The organism is Paenibacillus sp. V4I9 (assembly GCF_030817295.1).
Classification (GTDB): domain Bacteria; phylum Bacillota; class Bacilli; order Paenibacillales; family NBRC-103111; genus Paenibacillus_E.
Window position 1 is genome coordinate 371,797 of sequence record NZ_JAUSZE010000001.1, and the last position, 17,849, is coordinate 389,645.

A 17,849-nucleotide genomic window follows, 5' to 3' on the forward strand; every position below is an offset into this window, starting at 1 on the left:
AATCTTTCAAACACAAGTTGACAACCAACATCGCTTTGCGAATGTAATGGTTGCAACATTGTTCCTTGAAAACTAGATAACGAAACAAAACGTAAAGTAAGAACTTAGGTTGTGTGATTCTTTTGGATCATGCAAAAATCTTTAAAGTTTTTTCTAGGTTAAGCTAGAAAGAGCACACGGAGGATGCCTAGGCACTAGGAGCCGAAGAAGGACGTGGCGAACGACGAAATGCCTCGGGGAGCCGTAAGCAGGCTTTGATCCGGGGATGTCCGAATGGGGGAACCCAGCTGTGGTAATGCGCAGTTACCATGCAGTGAATACATAGCTGCATTGGAGGCATACCCAGGGAACTGAAACATCTAAGTACCTGGAGGAAAAGAAAACAAAAGTGATTCCGTCAGTAGCGGCGAGCGAAAGCGGAATAGCCCAAACCAAGGAGCTTGCTCCTTGGGGTTGTAGGACCTCGTTATGGGGTTAGTTCGGTAGGCGAAGAGATCTGGAAAGGTCCGGCATAGAGGGTAAAAGCCCCGTAGCCAAAATCGAACGAAACCCCTAGAGGTATCCTGAGTACGGCGGGTCACGTGAAACCCCGTCGGAATCCGGCAGGACCATCTGCCAAGGCTAAATACTCCCTAGTGACCGATAGTGAAGCAGTACCGTGAGGGAAAGGTGAAAAGCACCGCGGAAGCGGAGTGAAAAAGAACCTGAAACCGTGTGCTTACAAAAAGTCAGAGCCCTCTATATGGGTGATGGCGTGCCTTTTGTAGAATGAACCGGCGAGTTACGTTCCCGTGCGAGGTTAAGTTGAAAAGACGGAGCCGCAGCGAAAGCGAGTCTGAATAGGGCGCTTTAGTACGTGGACGTAGACCCGAAACCGTGTGATCTACCCCTGTCCAGGGTGAAGGTGAGGTAACACTCACTGGAGGCCCGAACCCACGCATGTTGAAAAATGCGGGGATGAGGTGGGGGTAGCGGAGAAATTCCAATCGAACTCGGAGATAGCTGGTTCTCCCCGAAATAGCTTTAGGGCTAGCCTCGGATGTTGAGTTGTGGAGGTAAAGCACTGATTGGGTGCGGGGCCCGCCAAGGGTTACCAAGTCCAGTCAAACTCTGAATGCCACAAACTTAAATCCGGGAGTCAGACAGTGAGTGCTAAGATCCATTGTCAAAAGGGAAACAGCCCAGACCATCAGCTAAGGTCCCCAAGTGTGTGTTAAGTGGGAAAGGATGTGGAGTTGCACAGACAACCAGGATGTTGGCTTAGAAGCAGCCACCATTGAAAGAGTGCGTAATAGCTCACTGGTCGAGTGACTCTGCGCCGAAAATGTAACGGGGCTAAACACGCCACCGAAGCTATGGCTTGCACATGAATTTGTGCATGGGTAGGGGAGCGTTGTATGTACGTAGAATTCTGACCGTAAGGACAGGTGGAGCGCATACAAGTGAGAATGCCGGTATAAGTAACGAAAAGATCAGTGAGAATCTGATCCGCCGAAAACCTAAGGGTTCCTGAGGAAGGCTCGTCCGCTCAGGGTAAGTCGGGACCTAAGGCGAGGCCGAAAGGCGTAGTCGATGGACAACAGGTGGAAATTCCTGTACCACCGTAGCCGTTATGAGCAATGGAGTGACGCAGAAGGATAGTGACGCGAGCTGATGGATGCTCGTCCAAGCAGTGAGGCTGATGTGTAGGCAAATCCGCACATCGTAAGGCTGGGCTGTGATGGGGAGGGAAATTTAAGTACCGAAGGTCATGAGTTCACACTGCCAAGAAAAGCTTCTAGCCAGGCGAAGGTGCCCGTACCGCAAACCGACACAGGTGGGTGAGAAGAGAATTCTAAGGCGCGCGGAAGAACTCTCGTTAAGGAACTCGGCAAAATGACCCCGTAACTTCGGGAGAAGGGGTGCCTCGGTAGGGTGAATAGCCCGAGGGGGCCGCAGTGAAAAGGCCCAAGCGACTGTTTAGCAAAAACACAGGTCTGTGCGAAGCCGCAAGGCGAAGTATACGGGCTGACGCCTGCCCGGTGCTGGAAGGTTAAGAGGAGTGGTTAGGGACCTCGGTTCCGAAGCTATGAATTGAAGCCCCAGTAAACGGCGGCCGTAACTATAACGGTCCTAAGGTAGCGAAATTCCTTGTCAGGTAAATTCTGACCCGCACGAATGGCGTAACGACTTGGGCGCTGTCTCAACGAGAGATCCGGTGAAATTTTAATACCTGTGAAGATGCAGGTTACCCGCGACAAGACGGAAAGACCCCATGGAGCTTTACTGCAGCTTGATATTGGACTTTGGTACGATCTGTACAGGATAGGTGGGAGCCTTTGAAGCCTGAGCGCCAGCTTGGGTGGAGGCATCGTTGGGATACCACCCTGATCGTATCGGAGTTCTAACCTAGTACCGTGATCCGGTATGGGGACAGTGTCAGGTGGGCAGTTTGACTGGGGCGGTCGCCTCCTAAAATGTAACGGAGGCGTTTAAAGGTTCCCTCAGAATGGTTGGAAATCATTCGCAGAGTGCAAAGGCATAAGGGAGCTTGACTGCGAGACCTACAAGTCGAGCAGGGACGAAAGTCGGACTTAGTGATCCGGTGGTACCGAATGGAAGGGCCATCGCTCAACGGATAAAAGCTACCCTGGGGATAACAGGCTTATCTCCCCCAAGAGTCCACATCGACGGGGAGGTTTGGCACCTCGATGTCGGCTCATCGCATCCTGGGGCTGAAGTAGGTCCCAAGGGTTGGGCTGTTCGCCCATTAAAGCGGTACGCGAGCTGGGTTCAGAACGTCGTGAGACAGTTCGGTCCCTATCTGTCGCGGGCGTAGGAAATTTGAGAGGAGCTGTCCTTAGTACGAGAGGACCGGGATGGACGTACCGCTGGTGTACCAGTTGTCTCGCCAGAGGCATCGCTGGGTAGCTATGTACGGAGGGGATAAGCGCTGAAAGCATCTAAGCGCGAAGCCCCCCTCAAGATGAGATTTCCCAGTATGTAAGACCCCTTGTAGACGACGAGGTTGATAGGTTCGAGGTGGAAGTGCAGCAATGTATGCAGCTGACGAATACTAATCGGTCGAGGGCTTAACCAAAACCCTAAGGATTACTTTACGCAAGTTTCGTATCTAGTTTTCAAGGCGCAAACACGCTTTGACTGTTTGGTGATGATGGCGGAGGGGACCCACGCGTTCCCATCTCGAACACGACCGTTTAAGCCCTCCAGCGTCGATGGTACTTGAACCGCAGGGTTCTGGGAGAGTAGAACGTTGCCAAGCAGTTTTCCCTGATAGCTCAGTTGGTAGAGCACTCGACTGTTAATCGAGTTGTCACAGGTTCGAGTCCTGTTCGGGGAGCCATTTTTTATAACATACCAGGCTTTTCATGGAGAGGTGTCCGAGCTGGCCGAAGGAGCACGATTGGAAATCGTGTAGGCGTCACAAGCGTCTCGAGGGTTCGAATCCCTCTCTCTCCGCCACCTATAAACTTTTACATAAGAAAAGCCTGTTTACGAGGCCCGTTGGTCAAGTGGTTAAGACACCTCCCTTTCACGGAGGTAACAGGGGTTCGAGTCCCCTACGGGTCACCATCTATTTTCTAGTTTTATCCCATGGAGGCTTAGCTCAGCTGGGAGAGCATCTGCCTTACAAGCAGAGGGTCGGCGGTTCGATCCCGTCAGCCTCCACCATTTTACCTTAAAAAGTGTAACGCATTAGCTAAACATTTTTCGGGGATAATAAAATATCATGCTAGTAATGTCGCGGGGTGGAGCAGCCCGGTAGCTCGTCGGGCTCATAACCCGAAGGCCGCAGGTTCAAATCCTGCCCCCGCAACCAACCTCTTATATAAGGAGAGACTTTTGATAATATCAAAAAGATCCCTATATTAGATGTCTTACATAGTGTGGAGCTGTGGTGTAGTGGCCCAACATGCCTGCCTGTCACGCAGGAGACCGCGGGTTCGAATCCCGTCAGCTCCGCCATTTTTTTATTTCTGGACATGAGTCATTAGCTCAGTTGGTAGAGCACCTGACTTTTAATCAGGGTGTCGTAGGTTCGAATCCTACATGACTCAGTATTTATGGGGAGCTTTAGACGTAGTCTAAAGTTCTCTGTTTCGCGGTCATGGCGGAATTGGCAGACGCGCACGGTTCAGGTCCGTGTGGGCTAACCCCCCGTGGAGGTTCGAGTCCTCTTGACCGCATTATCGGTAAAGAAGAGTAGGTTGCTAATAAGCGCCTACTCTTCTTTTTATTTTCTCCATCTACAAGGGATAACACTTCTGTATACTTATCTATGCTAATTTGTTATTATTATGAATACATTGTTTGGTTTACAAAATCAACGCGAGTGTCGGATACTGATTTGGAGTGATAGCTTTGACAAAAACGAATAAAATTACCATGCAGGAGATTGCGGATCGAGTTGGTGTATCTAAATATGCAGTATCGAAAGCATTGTCCGGTAAATCTGGCATTAGTGCAGTAACGAGAGAAAAAATTTTTGAAATCGCTTCCCAATTAGGATATCTGAACCAGAAAACGATTAAAAAAATTCAGAGTCAGTCCACTTCGGAGCAAAGTGATAAAATCGTTTGTATTCTGATTCCAAACATTCGCAGCCAGAATAAAGAGTCCGGCTATTGGGGGAAAGTGCTAGACGGCATCTCCAAAACACTTGAATCTGAAGGAATAGGCTCGATCATTGTCTCAGATGACAATCCTAGAAACTTTAATCTGGTTATGAAACCAGAGGGGCTGTTGGGGGTCATTGGTGTTGGGCTTGTATCAACTCCAATGCTGATGGAGCTAAGAAGTAAGGCAATCCCCTTTGTAATGGTCGATCATGAAGATGAGATGATTGAGTCGGATACTATTTTCATGAATAATGTGGATATTATGCGCAAGCTTACTAATTTTTTGATTGGCAAGGGTCACACTCGTATCCAATTCGTCGGCAATTTGCGTTATTCGCGAAGTTTTTTTGACCGTTGGACAGGCTTCAGGTCGATCATGGAGGAGAATGAGCTTCCTTATTTGCATAGAAATCATGCATTGTTAAATGTAATACCTTCTCTGAGAGAAGAGAATACGAATTTACTGCTGACAGGCTTGCAGTCTATCCCAACAAGCGAATTTCCTACTGCATTCGTGAGCGCAAATGATCAAATTGCTGTGCTTGTCCATAATGCCTTAAGGGAAATGAAACTTCGTGTGCCAGAAGACTGTTCTTTAACCGGTTTTGATAACAATGTCGATATTGTTAAAGACTTTCCAACGCTTACAACAATCAATGCAGAGAAAGATGCACTCGGTATCAAAGCTGTAGACTTGTTGATATGGAGATTGAAGAATAGGCATATGCCCTATGAAAAAGTATTGCTGCAAAGCGACTTAATTATTAGGGAAAGTATCCGTGCTCTCACAGAAAGTAACACTTAAGAATAATTGAAATGGCTCGATTTACAAAGTTCTCGGTTCAAGTTTACAAGTAAACTTGAATCGGGAACTTTTTTATGTTACTTATCGATTTATCCAGGAGATAAACATAAATATAAGTAAATAATGTATTATGTTATGAAAGTAAACGATTAAAATAAACAAAAAAATAGTTTATTTAACATAACATTATTCACATATTAGGTTGACAGTAAAAAACATTAGGGTTACAATCGGAATACATTAAGCAAATTTGACTCATTTTTATTTTAAGCTGAGAGAAGGTAACAACTATGAGTATAAGAAAGCGTAGTTTTCGCAATAAAGATGAGCATAATACTGCTGGATATCTATTCATTTCTCCTTGGTTAATTGGCTTTCTACTGTTGACGCTATGGCCGATTATTCAGTCATTTTATTTATCTTTTACAGATTATTCATTGCTTGATACGCCGTCATGGATTGGCTCAAAAAACTATTCAGAGATTTTTACAAAAGATCGATTATTCTTGAAATCGCTTTCTGTAACTTTTTCGTTTGTTCTCGTCTCCGTGCCATTCAAGTTGTTTTTTTCCCTAATGGTGGCCATGCTGCTGAATCGGAGTCTCCGTGGGATGAATGTGTATCGGACAGCTATTTATTTTCCATCGTTAATTGGGGGAAGTATTGCGGTATCTGCGCTTTGGCGAAACATGTTCGGATTGGATGGATATATCAATCACATTCTGGGATGGTTTCATATTACCGGAGTTGGATGGATATCGAACCCTGATACAGCTCTTGGTACTCTTATCTTACTGAATGCCTGGCAGTTTGGGTCCACCATGGTTATCTTCCTAGCGGGCTTGAAACAAATTCCTAAAGACTTATATGAATCCGCTTCCGTAGATGGTGCTGGAAACATTCGCAAATTTTTCACCATTACGTTACCCATGCTTTCACCTGTCATGTTCTTCAATTTAGTTTTAGGTATTATTGGCTCCTTCCAAATGTTTACTTCTGCCTTCGTCATTACGGCAGGTGGCCCTGCAAACTCAACTTACATGTATGTCATGTTCTTATATGAAAAGGCTTTCAAACAATTTCAAATGGGTTATGCGTCCGCACTAGCATGGATATTGTTACTTATTATAGCAATATTAACGGCAATTAATTTTGCTGTATCCAAATACTGGGTCTATTACGAATCCGATGGGAGAGAATCTAAATGATCATACGGCGATATTCTTCATTGAAGGCACATTTCATTCTACTGCCGTTTTCTCTGATCATGCTCTACCCGGTTTTTTGGTGGATAGGTGCCTCATTGAAAAGTTTGGCGGAATTAGGTTCACCAACGATTTGGCCGCAAGTGTTGATGTGGGAAAATTACACCAAAGGCTGGACGTATTCTTCCGAGTACACGTTTACCACCTTTTTTGCCAATACGCTTCTAATGGAATTCTGGAACGTATTAGGCGGCGTAGTCACGGCGGCACTAGTAGGGTATGGATTTGGGAGATTGCAGTTTAAACTACGAGGTTTCTGGTTTTCCGTGTTGCTGCTTACCATGATGCTGCCTTCTCAGGTGACGGTTGTGCCTCAGTACATTATGTATAACAAGCTGGGTCTTGTGAACAGTTATATTCCATTGATATTACCTCATTTCTTTGGAGGGGGGGCATTCTTCATCTTCCTGGTCGTCCAATTTATTCGAGGCATTCCGAGAGATCTGGACGAGGCCGCACAAATGGACGGTGCCTCTGTATATAAAATATTTCTCTTCGTTATTGCACCTTTAATAAAACCAGCGCTTGTAACCGTAGGTATTTTCACATTTCTTTGGAGCTGGGACGATTTCTTCTCCCAATTGCTGTATTTAAGCTCCATTGAGAAATTTACAGTCGGTCTGGCACTAAGGATGTTTATTGACCAATTTGAAATCCAGTGGGGCCAATTGTTGGCCATGTCGCTTCTCTCAGTCGCACCTTCTGCCATCGTGTTTTTCTTGGCCCAAAAGCATTTCGTGGAGGGCATCGCTACAACAGGAATCAAAGGTTGATGCCAAAATCTGCACCTCATGTAGGTAATACATCATTTCACATATAAAAGGGAGTGTTTATTCATGAAACAACGACAAGCATGGCTCAAAGGTTTATCTCTAACAATGATTGCCGCAGCAGTTGGTCTTACAGGATGCAGCAGCGGCAGTAAGCCGGCTCAATCATCGACACAGCCGCAAACGACGGCGAAAACAGCGACGGCTGCGCCTGCTTCTGACAAGGCCGTTAAGCTGACAGATCATGTGGTGGGGAACACAGGCACGTCATGATGCCACTTTGAAGGCGCTTGATTTATACACTAGTCAAGTGCCTAAAGTGACATTTGCCCCAGAGTATACGGCATGGGATGGATTTTGGGAGAAGCTTCCAACTTTAGCGGCGTCCAATTCGATCCCGGATGTACTGCAAATGGATGCGGCATATATTCAGAGCTACGTCAAGCGGGGGCAGCTCGCTGATTTGTCGGATCTCGATTTGAAAGACATCGTCGATCCGAAAATTTTGGAAAATGTTAAAATCAACGGAAAGCTGTACGGTGTGCCCCTCAGTTTGAACGGTCAGGGGATGGTGTACGACAAACCTGACCTTGAAGCGGCAGGCATCAAGCTGCCATTCAATAATTGGTCCTATGATGATTTCTTTGCCTTTGCGAAAGAAGCACGCACGAAATTGCCTAAAGACAAATATCCGATCGATGATTTATCAAATGTTTGGGACTGGTATCAGTATTATCAAACGGCCCAAGGAAAAGGACCTATTTTCCAAGACGGCACGAAGTTCAATCTGGATAAGGACACTTGGTTCCAATTCCAAAACATATATGCTGGGTTCCGCAAAGACGGCATCGTACCTTCGGCCGATTTACAGTTATCTTTTAAGGAGAACGATCCAAAACTCGACTCTTTGGCAGCCGGCAAAGTGATGCTCAAAGGAGCATCCGTGGGGTCTGCAACGGCTATCCAGGCACTAGTTCCAGGCAAATTGGTAGTGAACAGCAATCCGATAGGTTCGAAAGGGGGAGGTTGGGCACAGTCGACCATTTTCCTCAGTGTGGGTGCAAACTCAGCAAATAAAGAACAAGCGAAACAATTCATCAAGTGGTTCATTTCCAATCAAGAGGCTGGCAAAGCTCTGGGTACAACGAGAGGAATTCCAATTAATGAAGCTATTTTCAAAAGTCTTGAATCTACATTGTCAAAAGGTGATCTATTCGGTAAAGATTTATTGAACGTAGCCAAAGACAAAGCGCTGCCTTTCTATCCGGCTCCTCCAGGCAGTGAAGATTTCGTGAAAACGTATAAATCGGAAATGGAAGCCGTCATGTTCGGCAAACAGACGCTTGAACAAGCGTTCAAAACAATTACAGATAAAGGAAAAGATGCGGAAGCCAAGTTGAATAAATAAAGTCAGCACTACTAATCATCCTATACATTTCTCTTGAGCCACTTCCGTTCTCCTTTGAGAATTGAAGTGGCTCAATATTGGGGGAGGTCATGTTAGCATGCAATTAGCTGAATTTTTTTCATCAGAACCTGATCAGCTTTGGTCGCTTGCCAAACAAATGGGCGTGAATTATGCGGTGGGTCCATTGCCCCGAGAACTTAACGGTATGAAACCGTGGGATTATCATAATCTGCTTCTAATGAAGCAAAGATTCGAGAACAACGGTATCGTATTAGCGGTTATTGAATCGGCTCCTTCGACGAATTTAATTAAATTAGGGTTACCTGGGCGGGATGAAGAGATTGCCGTCATGCAAACGTTGATTACGAACATGGGTGCTCTTGGCATACCTGTCCTTTGCTACAATTTTATGGCGCAGTTTGGCTGGTTCCGCACATCAACGAGCATTCGTACACGTGGAGAAGCCCTTGTATCCGGTTATGATCATTCTTTGATGAAAGATGCACCTTTGACGGAGGCAGGTATCGTGGAGGAAGATCGGCTCTGGGACAATCTTAAATACTATCTGGAGAAAATTGTGCCAACTGCTGAGAAAGCCAAGGTGAAGCTTGCTCTACACCCGGATGATCCGCCAATTTCACCAATTCGCGGAGTTTCACGTATATTGACGAGCGCTAATGCACTGCAGAGGGCAATCGATTTAGTTCCAAGCGAATATAGCGGGATTACTTTATGTCAAGGGACATTAGCTACAGCTGGTGAGCATATTCCGTCTGTCATCAGTCACTTTGCAGAACAGAATAAAATATTTTTTGTGCATTTTCGCGATGTGAAGGGCAATGCGGAACGTTTCGAGGAAACATTTCATGATGACGGCAAAACGGATATGTTCGCAGCCATGAAGCTTTACTATAAATACGGCTATCAAGGCCCTGCAAGGCCCGATCATGTGCCTACAATGGCAGGAGAGGATAATAAGAATCCGGGTTACGAGCTTTTGGGCCGTTTGTTTGGGGTTGGTTACATGAAGGGCTTGATGGAGGCAGCAGCCTCAAACAATTGATGTTAACGGTAGAAGCAATTTATTTACAGTAAAGAAAGGATTGAGGATCATTCTGAGACCAGATACCTATGAAAGCACTTTAGCCCACGTTAACGGGCATTCAAATCCATCTGAGCTGAGGATCGTTGATATCCGCTTTGCCGATATTGTCAGCGCACCGATGCATTGCAGCCTAATTAAGGTGTATACCAACCAAGGTTTGGTTGGTTATGGAGAAGTTCGTGATGGTGCGGATAAAGTGTACGCTCAGATGTTGAAGAGTCGATTGCTAGGTGAGAATCCCTGTCATATTGATAAATTGTTCCGTCGTATTAAGCAATTCGGAGGCCATGCTCGTCAGGGAGGGGGCGTCAGCGGGTTGGAGATTGCGCTATGGGATTTGGCAGGAAAGGCCTATCAAATTCCTGTCTATCAAATGCTGGGCGGCAAATTTCGCGATAATATTCGAATGTACTGCGATACGGACGTGAACGGCAGAGACACTGGTCATGCGATGGGATTAGCGTTGAAAGAAAGAATGAATAAAGGATATACATTTTTGAAAATGGATCTTGGCATCAATCAAATTATTCATGAGCCGGGTACCTTAAGCGCGCCTCTTGGATTCCTAGAAGACATGCAGAGTCTATCGCGCTCCTGGTGGAAACGCCAGCCCGGAAGCCTGTCACAATCCGAAGAAAGAGCGCTGCGCAACCGAGTGTATGATATGTACAATATCGCGCATCCTTTTACAGGCATCCATGTGACAGAAAAGGGGCTCGATATGCTGGAACAATATGTAGCGGATGTTCGATCCGTTATCGGGTATGAAGTTCCCCTTGCTATTGATCATTTTGGACATATCGGTGTTGAAGATTGTATTAAACTTGGGCGTCGGATCGATAAGTTCAACCTGGCTTGGATGGAGGATATGATTCCATGGACGTATACACAGCAGTACGCCAAGCTAGCGAGTAGTGTCACAACACCGATTTGTACGGGTGAGGACATTTATTTAAAAGAAAATTTCAGACCGCTCATTGAAGCTGGCGGAGTATCCGTCATTCATCCGGATGTGCTAACGGCTGGTGGAATACTAGAGACGAAGAAAATTGGCGATATGGCGCAAGAATATGGCGTAGCGATGGCGATTCATATGGCTGAAAGCCCAATTGCCTGTCTAGCGGCTGCACATGTGGCTGCTGCAACGGAGAATTTCCTTGCCTTGGAATTCCACTCCGATGATGTGTCGTGGTGGGATGATCTCATCATTTCTAGCTATGTGACGAAACCGCTCGTTCAGAATGGATTCATCACCGTGCCGGATGCTCCCGGTCTCGGTATTGAGGAGCTTAATGACGAAGTGATTGCGCAGCATTTGCATCCAGAAGATCAAGGTTTATGGGTTTCGACGGATGAATGGAATCATCGTTGGTCGAACGACCGCATATGGAGCTGACAAAATCGAAAACGCAGGAGGAATAACTCATGAAATTCGATAATGCTGAAGACATCATCCAACTTACGCCGTTATGGGAAGGGGAACGATTCCCAAATGGACGTCCAAAAGTACCCGACGATGTATTGCGTCGTATGCGCCGCATTACGTTGGAGGAAGCATGGGGCCCCCTGTGGAACAGCGGCTACAAGTTTCAATTTGAAGGGGATTTCAAGATTATTCATCCTGAACAAGTTATGGTAGGACGTGCCGTGACTTCGGTATTATTGCCTCTACGGCCTGATTTGCATCATACACTCCTAAATTATGGACATGAACAAGAGAATAGAAAAGGCTTCTTCAATCAATGGATTATCGATTGTCTGGAAGAGGATGATGTGGCCGTAGTCGACATGTTCGATAAGGTCTACAAAGGAACATTCGTGGGCGGAAATCTATCAACAGCCATATCTGCTCGCACAAAGCGAGGCGGTGCTGTCATATGGGGAGGCATTCGTGATAATCAGCAGGTCGTCAAAATTGAGGGAATCAATGTTTATTATCGAGGAAGCGATCCAACTGCTATCGAGGATGTGACAATGGTCGGCATGAATGTGCCATGCCGGATCGGAAGAGCTGTATGCCTCCCGGGTGATGTTGTACTCGGAACCCCATCTGGAGTTATCTTTATTCCTCCGCATTTGGCTGAGACGACGGTCAAGCTTGCAGAAAAATCGCAAGTGCGCGACGTCTTCGGCTTTATAAGGCTGAATGAGGGAATCTATACAACAGCTCAAATCGATGGGATGTGGACACCGGCTCTTTGGCAGGACTTTAGGGATTGGTTTGACGCCTCTGATGAAACGGCCGAATACCGGCATCTGAATTGGGAACATGAGATAGAAGAAGCGAGACTGAAAGAAAGTAAGGGCACGAACACTAACGATGTTCGATTATAGATTATAAAAGCGGGTTTTCGATAGCACCGCTTATGTGGAGGACAGGATGAGCGAAACAGCAAATGTATGGAAAGAGTGGACGTTTAAAGCTTATGACGAAAATAACTGGATGCCGGCTAAAGTTCCTGGTTGTGTCCATATGGATCTATATCATAACGGCATTATTCCGAATCCGTTTTATGGAAAGAATGAGAGCGAACTGCAGTGGATCGACAAAAAAGATTGGGTGTATCAATGCTATTTCGATGTTTCAGAGGAGCTGAAATCCAACTCACATCTGGAACTAGTATTTGACGGATTAGATACGTACGCAGACGTATATGTGAATGATCGGCACATTCTCTCAGCGGATAACATGTTCCGCAGCTGGAGAGTTGATGTGAAGCAATGGCTCACCGATCGCGATAACAAGCTGACTGTTCATTTCCGATCGCCGATTCATGAAGATTTACCGAAGCTTTCGAGGCTGGGTTACGGACTGCCTGCAGCAAACGATCAGTCGGATGTAGGCGGCCTCGGTGACAAGAAGATTAGTGTCTTCGCTCGCAAGGCGCCTCATCATTACGGATGGGACTGGGGTCCGCGCTTTGTAACAAGCGGGATATGGCGTGAAGTAAGGCTCGAAGGCTGGTCGGAATGCCGAATTACCGATGTATATATCAGGCAAGATGAAGTTACTCCTTTAATCGCCAAACTTACTGCTGTTCTGGAAATGGAGGTTACAGAAGCATGGGAAGGATCACTACATGTTTTCACGGAATCTCTCAGTTGGACAAAGAAAGTAGATCTCGTAAGTGGAATTAATCATGTCGAGCTGAATTTGTCTATCTATCAACCCCGCTTGTGGTGGTGCAGAGGGCTAGGAGAGCCGGATTTATATAGCTTTAAAGTGGAATTAATAGGATTGAGGGGTTCTGCAGCACAGAAAAGTATTAGAACCGGACTTCGAACCGTTAAACTGGTGACGAATCAAGATGACGATGGAACCTCATTTTATATCGAATTAAATGGCGTAGCGGTGTTTGCCAAGGGTGCCAATCATATACCGAATGACAGCTTTTTAACAGAAGTTACTTACGAAACCTATAGACATGAAATTGCCACAGCGGCAGCCTCCAATATGAACATGCTTCGGGTTTGGGGCGGCGGGATCTATGAGCAGGACATGTTTTATGAGCTTTGTGATGAGTACGGACTTCTAGTGTGGCAGGACTTTATGTTTGCCTGCAGTATGTATCCTGGTGACGAAGCATTTTTACTCAATGTTAAGTTAGAAGCTGAGGAGAACATTAAACGTCTCCGAAACTATGCTTGTATTGCGTTGTGGTGTGGAAACAATGAAATCGATACGGCGTGGTCACATTATGATGAGCAAGCTGGCTGGGGATGGAAAAAGCTTTACAGCACCGAGCAGCGGGACCGTATTTGGCATGACTATGAGCAAATTTTTCATATGATTTTACCTGAAGCAGTTAACCGATTGGCTCCGGATATTTCATACTGGCCTTCTTCACCTATGTGTGGGCTTAAGGGGAATGAGGATCAACATGCTCACCAGAATTCATCCTCTGGGGATATACACTACTGGGGCGTATGGCATTCTGTAGAGCCCTTTGAAAAGTATAATGCGCATGTTGGACGTTTTATGAGCGAATATGGTTTCCAGTCGTTCCCGGAATACGAGTCGGTTAAGACCTATGCCGAGGAAACAGATATGGCGTTAGAATCTGAAGTCATGCTGGCACATCAGAAGCACAAACTTGGCAATCAATTAATTAAGGAATACATGGACATCTATATGAGGGAACCGAAAGATTTCCCATCCTTTCTATATATGAGTCAGGTATTGCAGGCGGAGGCGATGAAAACTGCCATTGAAGCGCATCGACGCCGTAAGCCATACTGTATGGGTTCTCTATATTGGCAGATGAATGACTGCTGGCCTGTGGCCTCATGGGCTGGGATGGATTACTATGGCAGATGGAAAGCCTTGCAATATTATGCACGGCGCAGCTTCAGCGATGTACTTCTCTCGGTGGATGATACAGATGAAAGCCGCCTCGATGTTTACATTATTTCCGATATGCGATCTCCGATTCACGGAACGCTTAGGATCGAGTTATTAGATTTTTCTGGAAATGTTATATGGTGCTGCGTGGGGCTGGTTGAGGTAGATGCTTTATCAGGCGTTAAAGCCATCTCGGTGAACAAAGAAGAGTTGCTGGCAGGAAACGATGAGACATCCGTTCTGCTCGTTGTACAGTTGGAGAAGGATGGAACCGTCATCGGAAGCTGCGAACATTATTTGGTGCCATTTAAGGAAATGAAACTAGCTGACCCAACCATTCAAATAACCGAGGTGGAAGGAAGCGGGGGAACCCGGTTTGTATTGGAAACAGATACGTTGGCCAAACAAGTACGAATATCTACGTCGACAGAGGGCATATTTGATGATAACTATTTTGATTTAATTCCGAATCGCCCTAAGACAGTTACCTTTATGGCCCGGAGTGCGGGTCGCACACCTTTTGTCTTCTCTGCACCTGCACATTTAGAAACCTGTTCAATGATAGACTGTGTTACTCGTCATTCTAAAGATTTAAAAAACTCAATGGCCTAGCGGCTATTGAGTTTTTTGCGTTCTATGGACAAGCAACTTTATATTTCAGTTGACATTGATTATTATTATCACTAATATCAATGATAGTAGTAAATGACGATGGCGGGGAGAGATCGAATTGAAAACGATTAAATACTGCTGTAGAAATGAGAAATTCGGATCCAAACAAATATATAAGTCCTTGAAAAACGAATATCCGGACCTGAAGCAGAAGAAGAAGGACTGCTTAGGTAATTGTAAGCATTGTAAGAAAGAATGTATCGCCATGATCGGTAAAAAGGAGCTGTTGTGTGCAGCATCGCCTGACTTACTTTATGCTCAGATCAAACAAATTATAGCTGAATCCAGGGCAGAAAGCGTGATGGCTTGAACTTAACCCTTCTTAAATTGTTACTTCCGTTTGTATTTGTATGCGGAGTTCTGGTAATCTTGTATGTATGGGGAATACGTAAGAGATAACCATACAGAAAGGTGTGTGCATCTATGTTAAATGATACACTTACAGAAGCGCTCAATGAGCAGATGAACTATGAGTTTTACTCCGCGCACGTCTACTTGGCTATTGCTGGTTATTGTGCTGCGGAAAGCTTAGACGGCTTTTCAAACTTTTTTATTGTACAAGCTGAAGAAGAGAAATTCCATGCGATGAAAATTTTCAAATTCATAAATGATCGTGGAAAAAAGGTTAGCTTTGCTGGTATGGATACGCCTGTGAATGAGTACAAATCGATCCTAGATGCTTTTGAACATGCTTATCAACATGAGCAAGAAGTAACAAGACGTATTTATCATCTATCAGATTTGGCATTGAACGATAGAGAACATGCGACTATGCAGTTCTTGAAATGGTTCATTGATGAGCAGGTAGAGGAAGAAGCAATGTTCGACAGCATTATTAATAAATTGAAACGAATTGATAAAGACAGTAACGCTTTCTACATGTTAGATGCTGAATTTGCTCAGCGTTCATTCACGCCACCAGCAGCGGTATAATTACATACGACTTTTATGAGGATGAGACTTACCTGTTTCGCGAAATTTGGCGAAGGGTAAGTTTTTTTATGTCTGCTGACACATGCAGCAGCTCCCGCGAACCCGCAATCGCTCGAATTTGTGCCTATCTGGTATGTCACGATTCAAGGTCAAGGGGATCCGGACGGCATAGCCTTCTCAAATGCCACTGAAGCACTTTACAAGCTTTCCTACAGCATCGGTAAAGGTCTAGGCGTACTTGTGATCTTAATGGCCATTATGTATCCAGCTTCTGCTGTCCAAGCCTCATGGTTGGATCGGGTGAAAGACATATATCAACTGCCAGAGAATGTGGAACAAATTCAGAAGGACTATGAGACTACGAAGCAGCAATTAGAGGATCAGAAGGACAAGCTTTCCGAAGCCATACGGCATTCGGAAGAAACTGAGGAACGGCTTCTTGGGCAAAACGAAACTCTTAAAAGGGAAAATGAACAATTGCAAGAACGCTTGAAGGCCATGGAACAAGTAGCCCTAGATAAAGAAAAGCGAAATCGGAAATTAACCTATATGGCTGTGACGGCTGTTTTGCTGGTTCTTTTTTATTTTGTGCTGGGCCGCGTGTTTCGATTCATTGTCTGGAGGAGGCAAAAGCGCGGAATGAGATAGAGGTAGTCTTACGAGGAGGTCGGTGTGTATGGAGGTATCTTTCGAAGAAGTAAGCTCACATGCAAAGATAGCTACAATGTGCATCGAACAGGGTGAGTCTGTTCATGTGCTGCATCCGAACCAAATTGTTGCTTTCCAAGGGAAGTCTGAGCAGAGAGAAGATTCGTTAATGAAGCTGCCTAGTATGTATAGGAAGAGGCGTTTTGTCCAGTCACGGCTGCATGGTCCTGCCAATGTAATGCTAGGGCTCCCTGAAGGGTATAGCATGGCTGTAATACTTATAGGAGCGGATGATGATCTTCTGTATGAATTTCGACATGTTTTGTTTTATACTGAGGGAGTCAGCTACACTTCTCATCTGCAAAATGTTAAGAATACACTGATTACGCAGGATCTTGTGAAAATGCAGTTTAAAGGTCCAGGCAAACTAGGACTTCTGACTGCAGGACCGATTTACCAAATGGCACTGGATGTTAAGCAGCCTTTATATGTCGATATAAACTGCCTTGTTGCCTATCCGCGTAATGCTCAGCTGCGTCTGTGTGTGTACGGCAATACACTGGCCAGTCAGCATATGAATTATCATTGGGAAATGACGGGGCAAGGTCATGTTCTCATGCAGCCCTGTAAGCCAGATCGCAAATTGGATGAGCATATGAGAAATGACAGTCTATTGCGTCGCATAGCCAAAGAAGTACTGCCGTTTGGCGGTATTTTCATCAAATAAAAAATGGATATAAAAAACATTTGCATTTGTCTTTAATTCCTGATATATTATTCCTTGTCGCCTCGGAGAAACGTAAGCGAGAATGACATGCAATTATACGATGCGGAAGTGGCTCAGCGGTAGAGCATCGCCTTGCCAAGGCGAGGGTCGCGGGTTCGATCCCCGTCTTCCGCTCCAATTAATTTGCGCCCTTAGCTCAGCTGGATAGAGTATTTGACTACGAATCAAAAGGTCGGGAGTTCGAATCTCTCAGGGCGCGCCATTTTCATAAAACGCATCGGGACGTAGCTCAGCTTGGTAGAGCACCTGCTTTGGGAGCAGGGGGTCGCATGTTCAAATCGTGTCGTCCCGACCATCAATCCCTTTATAATACGCGGGCGTAGTTTAATGGTAGAACTTCAGCCTTCCAAGCTGATCGCGCGGGTTCGATTCCCGCCGCCCGCTTCACAGGAAAAGATCACCTTCGGGTGATCTTTTTCGTTTGAACGGAAAAGGAAGAGAAGCCGTATGGGTTCGACCGTCCGTGAAGACATCATAGAATATACCCAAGTAGGA

Annotated in this window: 13 protein-coding genes, 12 tRNA genes and 2 rRNA genes; all 27 read left to right on the forward strand. The window is 45.5% G+C overall.

The annotated features are described in order from the left end of the window. Positions 1 to 156: 156 nt before the first annotated feature. The 27 genes from QFZ81_RS01695 (at position 157) to QFZ81_RS01825 (ending at position 17,738) form a co-directional block, all read left to right on the forward strand. Positions 157 to 3,079: ribosomal RNA gene (locus tag QFZ81_RS01695) — 23S ribosomal RNA — on the forward strand. Between the two features lie 65 nt (positions 3,080 to 3,144). Then, positions 3,145 to 3,262: ribosomal RNA gene (gene rrf / locus QFZ81_RS01700) — 5S ribosomal RNA — on the forward strand. A 5-nt stretch (positions 3,263 to 3,267) separates the two neighbouring features. Beyond that, positions 3,268 to 3,343 (forward strand) — tRNA-Asn (locus QFZ81_RS01705). Between the two features lie 27 nt (positions 3,344 to 3,370). After that, a tRNA-Ser gene (locus QFZ81_RS01710) sits at positions 3,371 to 3,462 on the forward strand. A 36-nt stretch (positions 3,463 to 3,498) separates the two neighbouring features. Further along, positions 3,499 to 3,573 (forward strand) — tRNA-Glu (locus tag QFZ81_RS01715). 23 nt (positions 3,574 to 3,596) lie between these two features. Beyond that, positions 3,597 to 3,672, forward strand: a tRNA-Val gene (locus tag QFZ81_RS01720). A gap of 71 nt (positions 3,673 to 3,743) precedes the next feature. Beyond that, positions 3,744 to 3,820, forward strand: a tRNA-Met gene (locus QFZ81_RS01725). A gap of 69 nt (positions 3,821 to 3,889) precedes the next feature. After that, positions 3,890 to 3,966 (forward strand) — tRNA-Asp (locus QFZ81_RS01730). Positions 3,967 to 3,985: 19 nt separating this feature from the next. Beyond that, positions 3,986 to 4,058: transfer RNA gene (locus QFZ81_RS01735), tRNA-Lys, on the forward strand. A gap of 44 nt (positions 4,059 to 4,102) precedes the next feature. Continuing rightward, positions 4,103 to 4,187, forward strand: a tRNA-Leu gene (locus tag QFZ81_RS01740). Between the two features lie 175 nt (positions 4,188 to 4,362). Beyond that, complete coding sequence (locus QFZ81_RS01745; protein WP_307601207.1) at positions 4,363 to 5,424, forward strand: LacI family DNA-binding transcriptional regulator; 1,062 nt, start codon at positions 4,363 to 4,365, stop codon at positions 5,422 to 5,424. A gap of 290 nt (positions 5,425 to 5,714) precedes the next feature. Further along, positions 5,715 to 6,632: a carbohydrate ABC transporter permease gene (locus tag QFZ81_RS01750; protein ID WP_307601209.1), complete on the forward strand. Its 918-nt coding sequence runs from the start codon at positions 5,715 to 5,717 to the stop codon at positions 6,630 to 6,632. Beyond that, positions 6,629 to 7,462, forward strand: coding sequence for a carbohydrate ABC transporter permease (locus QFZ81_RS01755; protein ID WP_307434611.1), 834 nt, complete (start codon positions 6,629 to 6,631; stop codon positions 7,460 to 7,462). The genes QFZ81_RS01750 and QFZ81_RS01755 overlap by 4 nt, the downstream gene beginning before the upstream one ends. Before the next feature lie 63 nt (positions 7,463 to 7,525). Beyond that, positions 7,526 to 7,732 carry a hypothetical protein gene (locus QFZ81_RS01760; protein WP_307601211.1) on the forward strand — a complete coding sequence of 69 codons (207 nt, stop codon included), beginning with the start codon at positions 7,526 to 7,528 and terminating at the stop codon, positions 7,730 to 7,732. After that, complete coding sequence (locus QFZ81_RS01765) at positions 7,704 to 8,867, forward strand: extracellular solute-binding protein (RefSeq protein WP_307601213.1); 1,164 nt, start codon at positions 7,704 to 7,706, stop codon at positions 8,865 to 8,867. The genes QFZ81_RS01760 and QFZ81_RS01765 overlap by 29 nt, the downstream gene beginning before the upstream one ends. A gap of 97 nt (positions 8,868 to 8,964) precedes the next feature. Beyond that, the gene (locus QFZ81_RS01770; protein ID WP_307601215.1) at positions 8,965 to 9,930 is read left to right on the forward strand and encodes a mannonate dehydratase; all 966 of its coding nucleotides are present in this window, start codon (positions 8,965 to 8,967) and stop codon (positions 9,928 to 9,930) included. A gap of 40 nt (positions 9,931 to 9,970) precedes the next feature. Beyond that, positions 9,971 to 11,368: a mandelate racemase/muconate lactonizing enzyme family protein gene (locus QFZ81_RS01775; protein ID WP_373463621.1), complete on the forward strand. Its 1,398-nt coding sequence runs from the start codon at positions 9,971 to 9,973 to the stop codon at positions 11,366 to 11,368. A gap of 29 nt (positions 11,369 to 11,397) precedes the next feature. Then, on the forward strand, positions 11,398 to 12,306 hold the full coding sequence (locus tag QFZ81_RS01780; protein WP_307601216.1) for an RraA family protein: 909 nt from the start codon (positions 11,398 to 11,400) through the stop codon (positions 12,304 to 12,306). Between the two features lie 46 nt (positions 12,307 to 12,352). Next, a complete protein-coding gene (locus QFZ81_RS01785; RefSeq protein WP_307601219.1) occupies positions 12,353 to 14,926 on the forward strand; it encodes a beta-mannosidase in 2,574 nt (857 codons plus the stop codon). 118 nt (positions 14,927 to 15,044) lie between these two features. Then, on the forward strand, positions 15,045 to 15,296 hold the full coding sequence (locus QFZ81_RS01790) for a DUF1450 domain-containing protein (RefSeq protein ID WP_029197887.1): 252 nt from the start codon (positions 15,045 to 15,047) through the stop codon (positions 15,294 to 15,296). Positions 15,297 to 15,409: 113 nt separating this feature from the next. Beyond that, positions 15,410 to 15,919 carry a ferritin gene (locus QFZ81_RS01795; RefSeq protein WP_057307929.1) on the forward strand — a complete coding sequence of 170 codons (510 nt, stop codon included), beginning with the start codon at positions 15,410 to 15,412 and terminating at the stop codon, positions 15,917 to 15,919. Positions 15,920 to 16,039: 120 nt separating this feature from the next. Then, positions 16,040 to 16,567: a hypothetical protein gene (locus QFZ81_RS01800; protein ID WP_307601221.1), complete on the forward strand. Its 528-nt coding sequence runs from the start codon at positions 16,040 to 16,042 to the stop codon at positions 16,565 to 16,567. A 28-nt stretch (positions 16,568 to 16,595) separates the two neighbouring features. Then, positions 16,596 to 17,294, forward strand: a complete 699-nt coding sequence (locus QFZ81_RS01805; protein ID WP_307601223.1) for an AIM24 family protein — start codon at positions 16,596 to 16,598, stop codon at positions 17,292 to 17,294. 102 nt (positions 17,295 to 17,396) lie between these two features. Then, positions 17,397 to 17,471 (forward strand) — tRNA-Gly (locus tag QFZ81_RS01810). An 8-nt stretch (positions 17,472 to 17,479) separates the two neighbouring features. After that, positions 17,480 to 17,556, forward strand: a tRNA-Arg gene (locus QFZ81_RS01815). Positions 17,557 to 17,572: 16 nt separating this feature from the next. Then, positions 17,573 to 17,649, forward strand: a tRNA-Pro gene (locus QFZ81_RS01820). Positions 17,650 to 17,667: 18 nt separating this feature from the next. After that, positions 17,668 to 17,738 (forward strand) — tRNA-Gly (locus QFZ81_RS01825). Positions 17,739 to 17,849 lie beyond the last annotated feature (111 nt).

What these genes read in the sequence shown, in the direction of transcription:
- QFZ81_RS01750 (WP_307601209.1), top strand. Translation starts at nt 5,715, where the DNA reads ATGAGTATAAGAAAGCGTAGTTTTCGCAATAAAGATGAGCATAATACT.
- QFZ81_RS01755 (WP_307434611.1), top strand. Translation starts at nt 6,629, where the DNA reads ATGATCATACGGCGATATTCTTCATTGAAGGCACATTTCATTCTACTG.
- QFZ81_RS01760 (WP_307601211.1), top strand. Translation starts at nt 7,526, where the DNA reads ATGAAACAACGACAAGCATGGCTCAAAGGTTTATCTCTAACAATGATT.
- QFZ81_RS01765 (WP_307601213.1), top strand. Translation starts at nt 7,704, where the DNA reads ATGTGGTGGGGAACACAGGCACGTCATGATGCCACTTTGAAGGCGCTT.
- QFZ81_RS01770 (WP_307601215.1), top strand. Translation starts at nt 8,965, where the DNA reads ATGCAATTAGCTGAATTTTTTTCATCAGAACCTGATCAGCTTTGGTCG.
- QFZ81_RS01780 (WP_307601216.1), top strand. Translation starts at nt 11,398, where the DNA reads ATGAAATTCGATAATGCTGAAGACATCATCCAACTTACGCCGTTATGG.
- QFZ81_RS01785 (WP_307601219.1), top strand. Translation starts at nt 12,353, where the DNA reads ATGAGCGAAACAGCAAATGTATGGAAAGAGTGGACGTTTAAAGCTTAT.
- QFZ81_RS01795 (WP_057307929.1), top strand. Translation starts at nt 15,410, where the DNA reads ATGTTAAATGATACACTTACAGAAGCGCTCAATGAGCAGATGAACTAT.
- QFZ81_RS01805 (WP_307601223.1), top strand. Translation starts at nt 16,596, where the DNA reads ATGGAGGTATCTTTCGAAGAAGTAAGCTCACATGCAAAGATAGCTACA.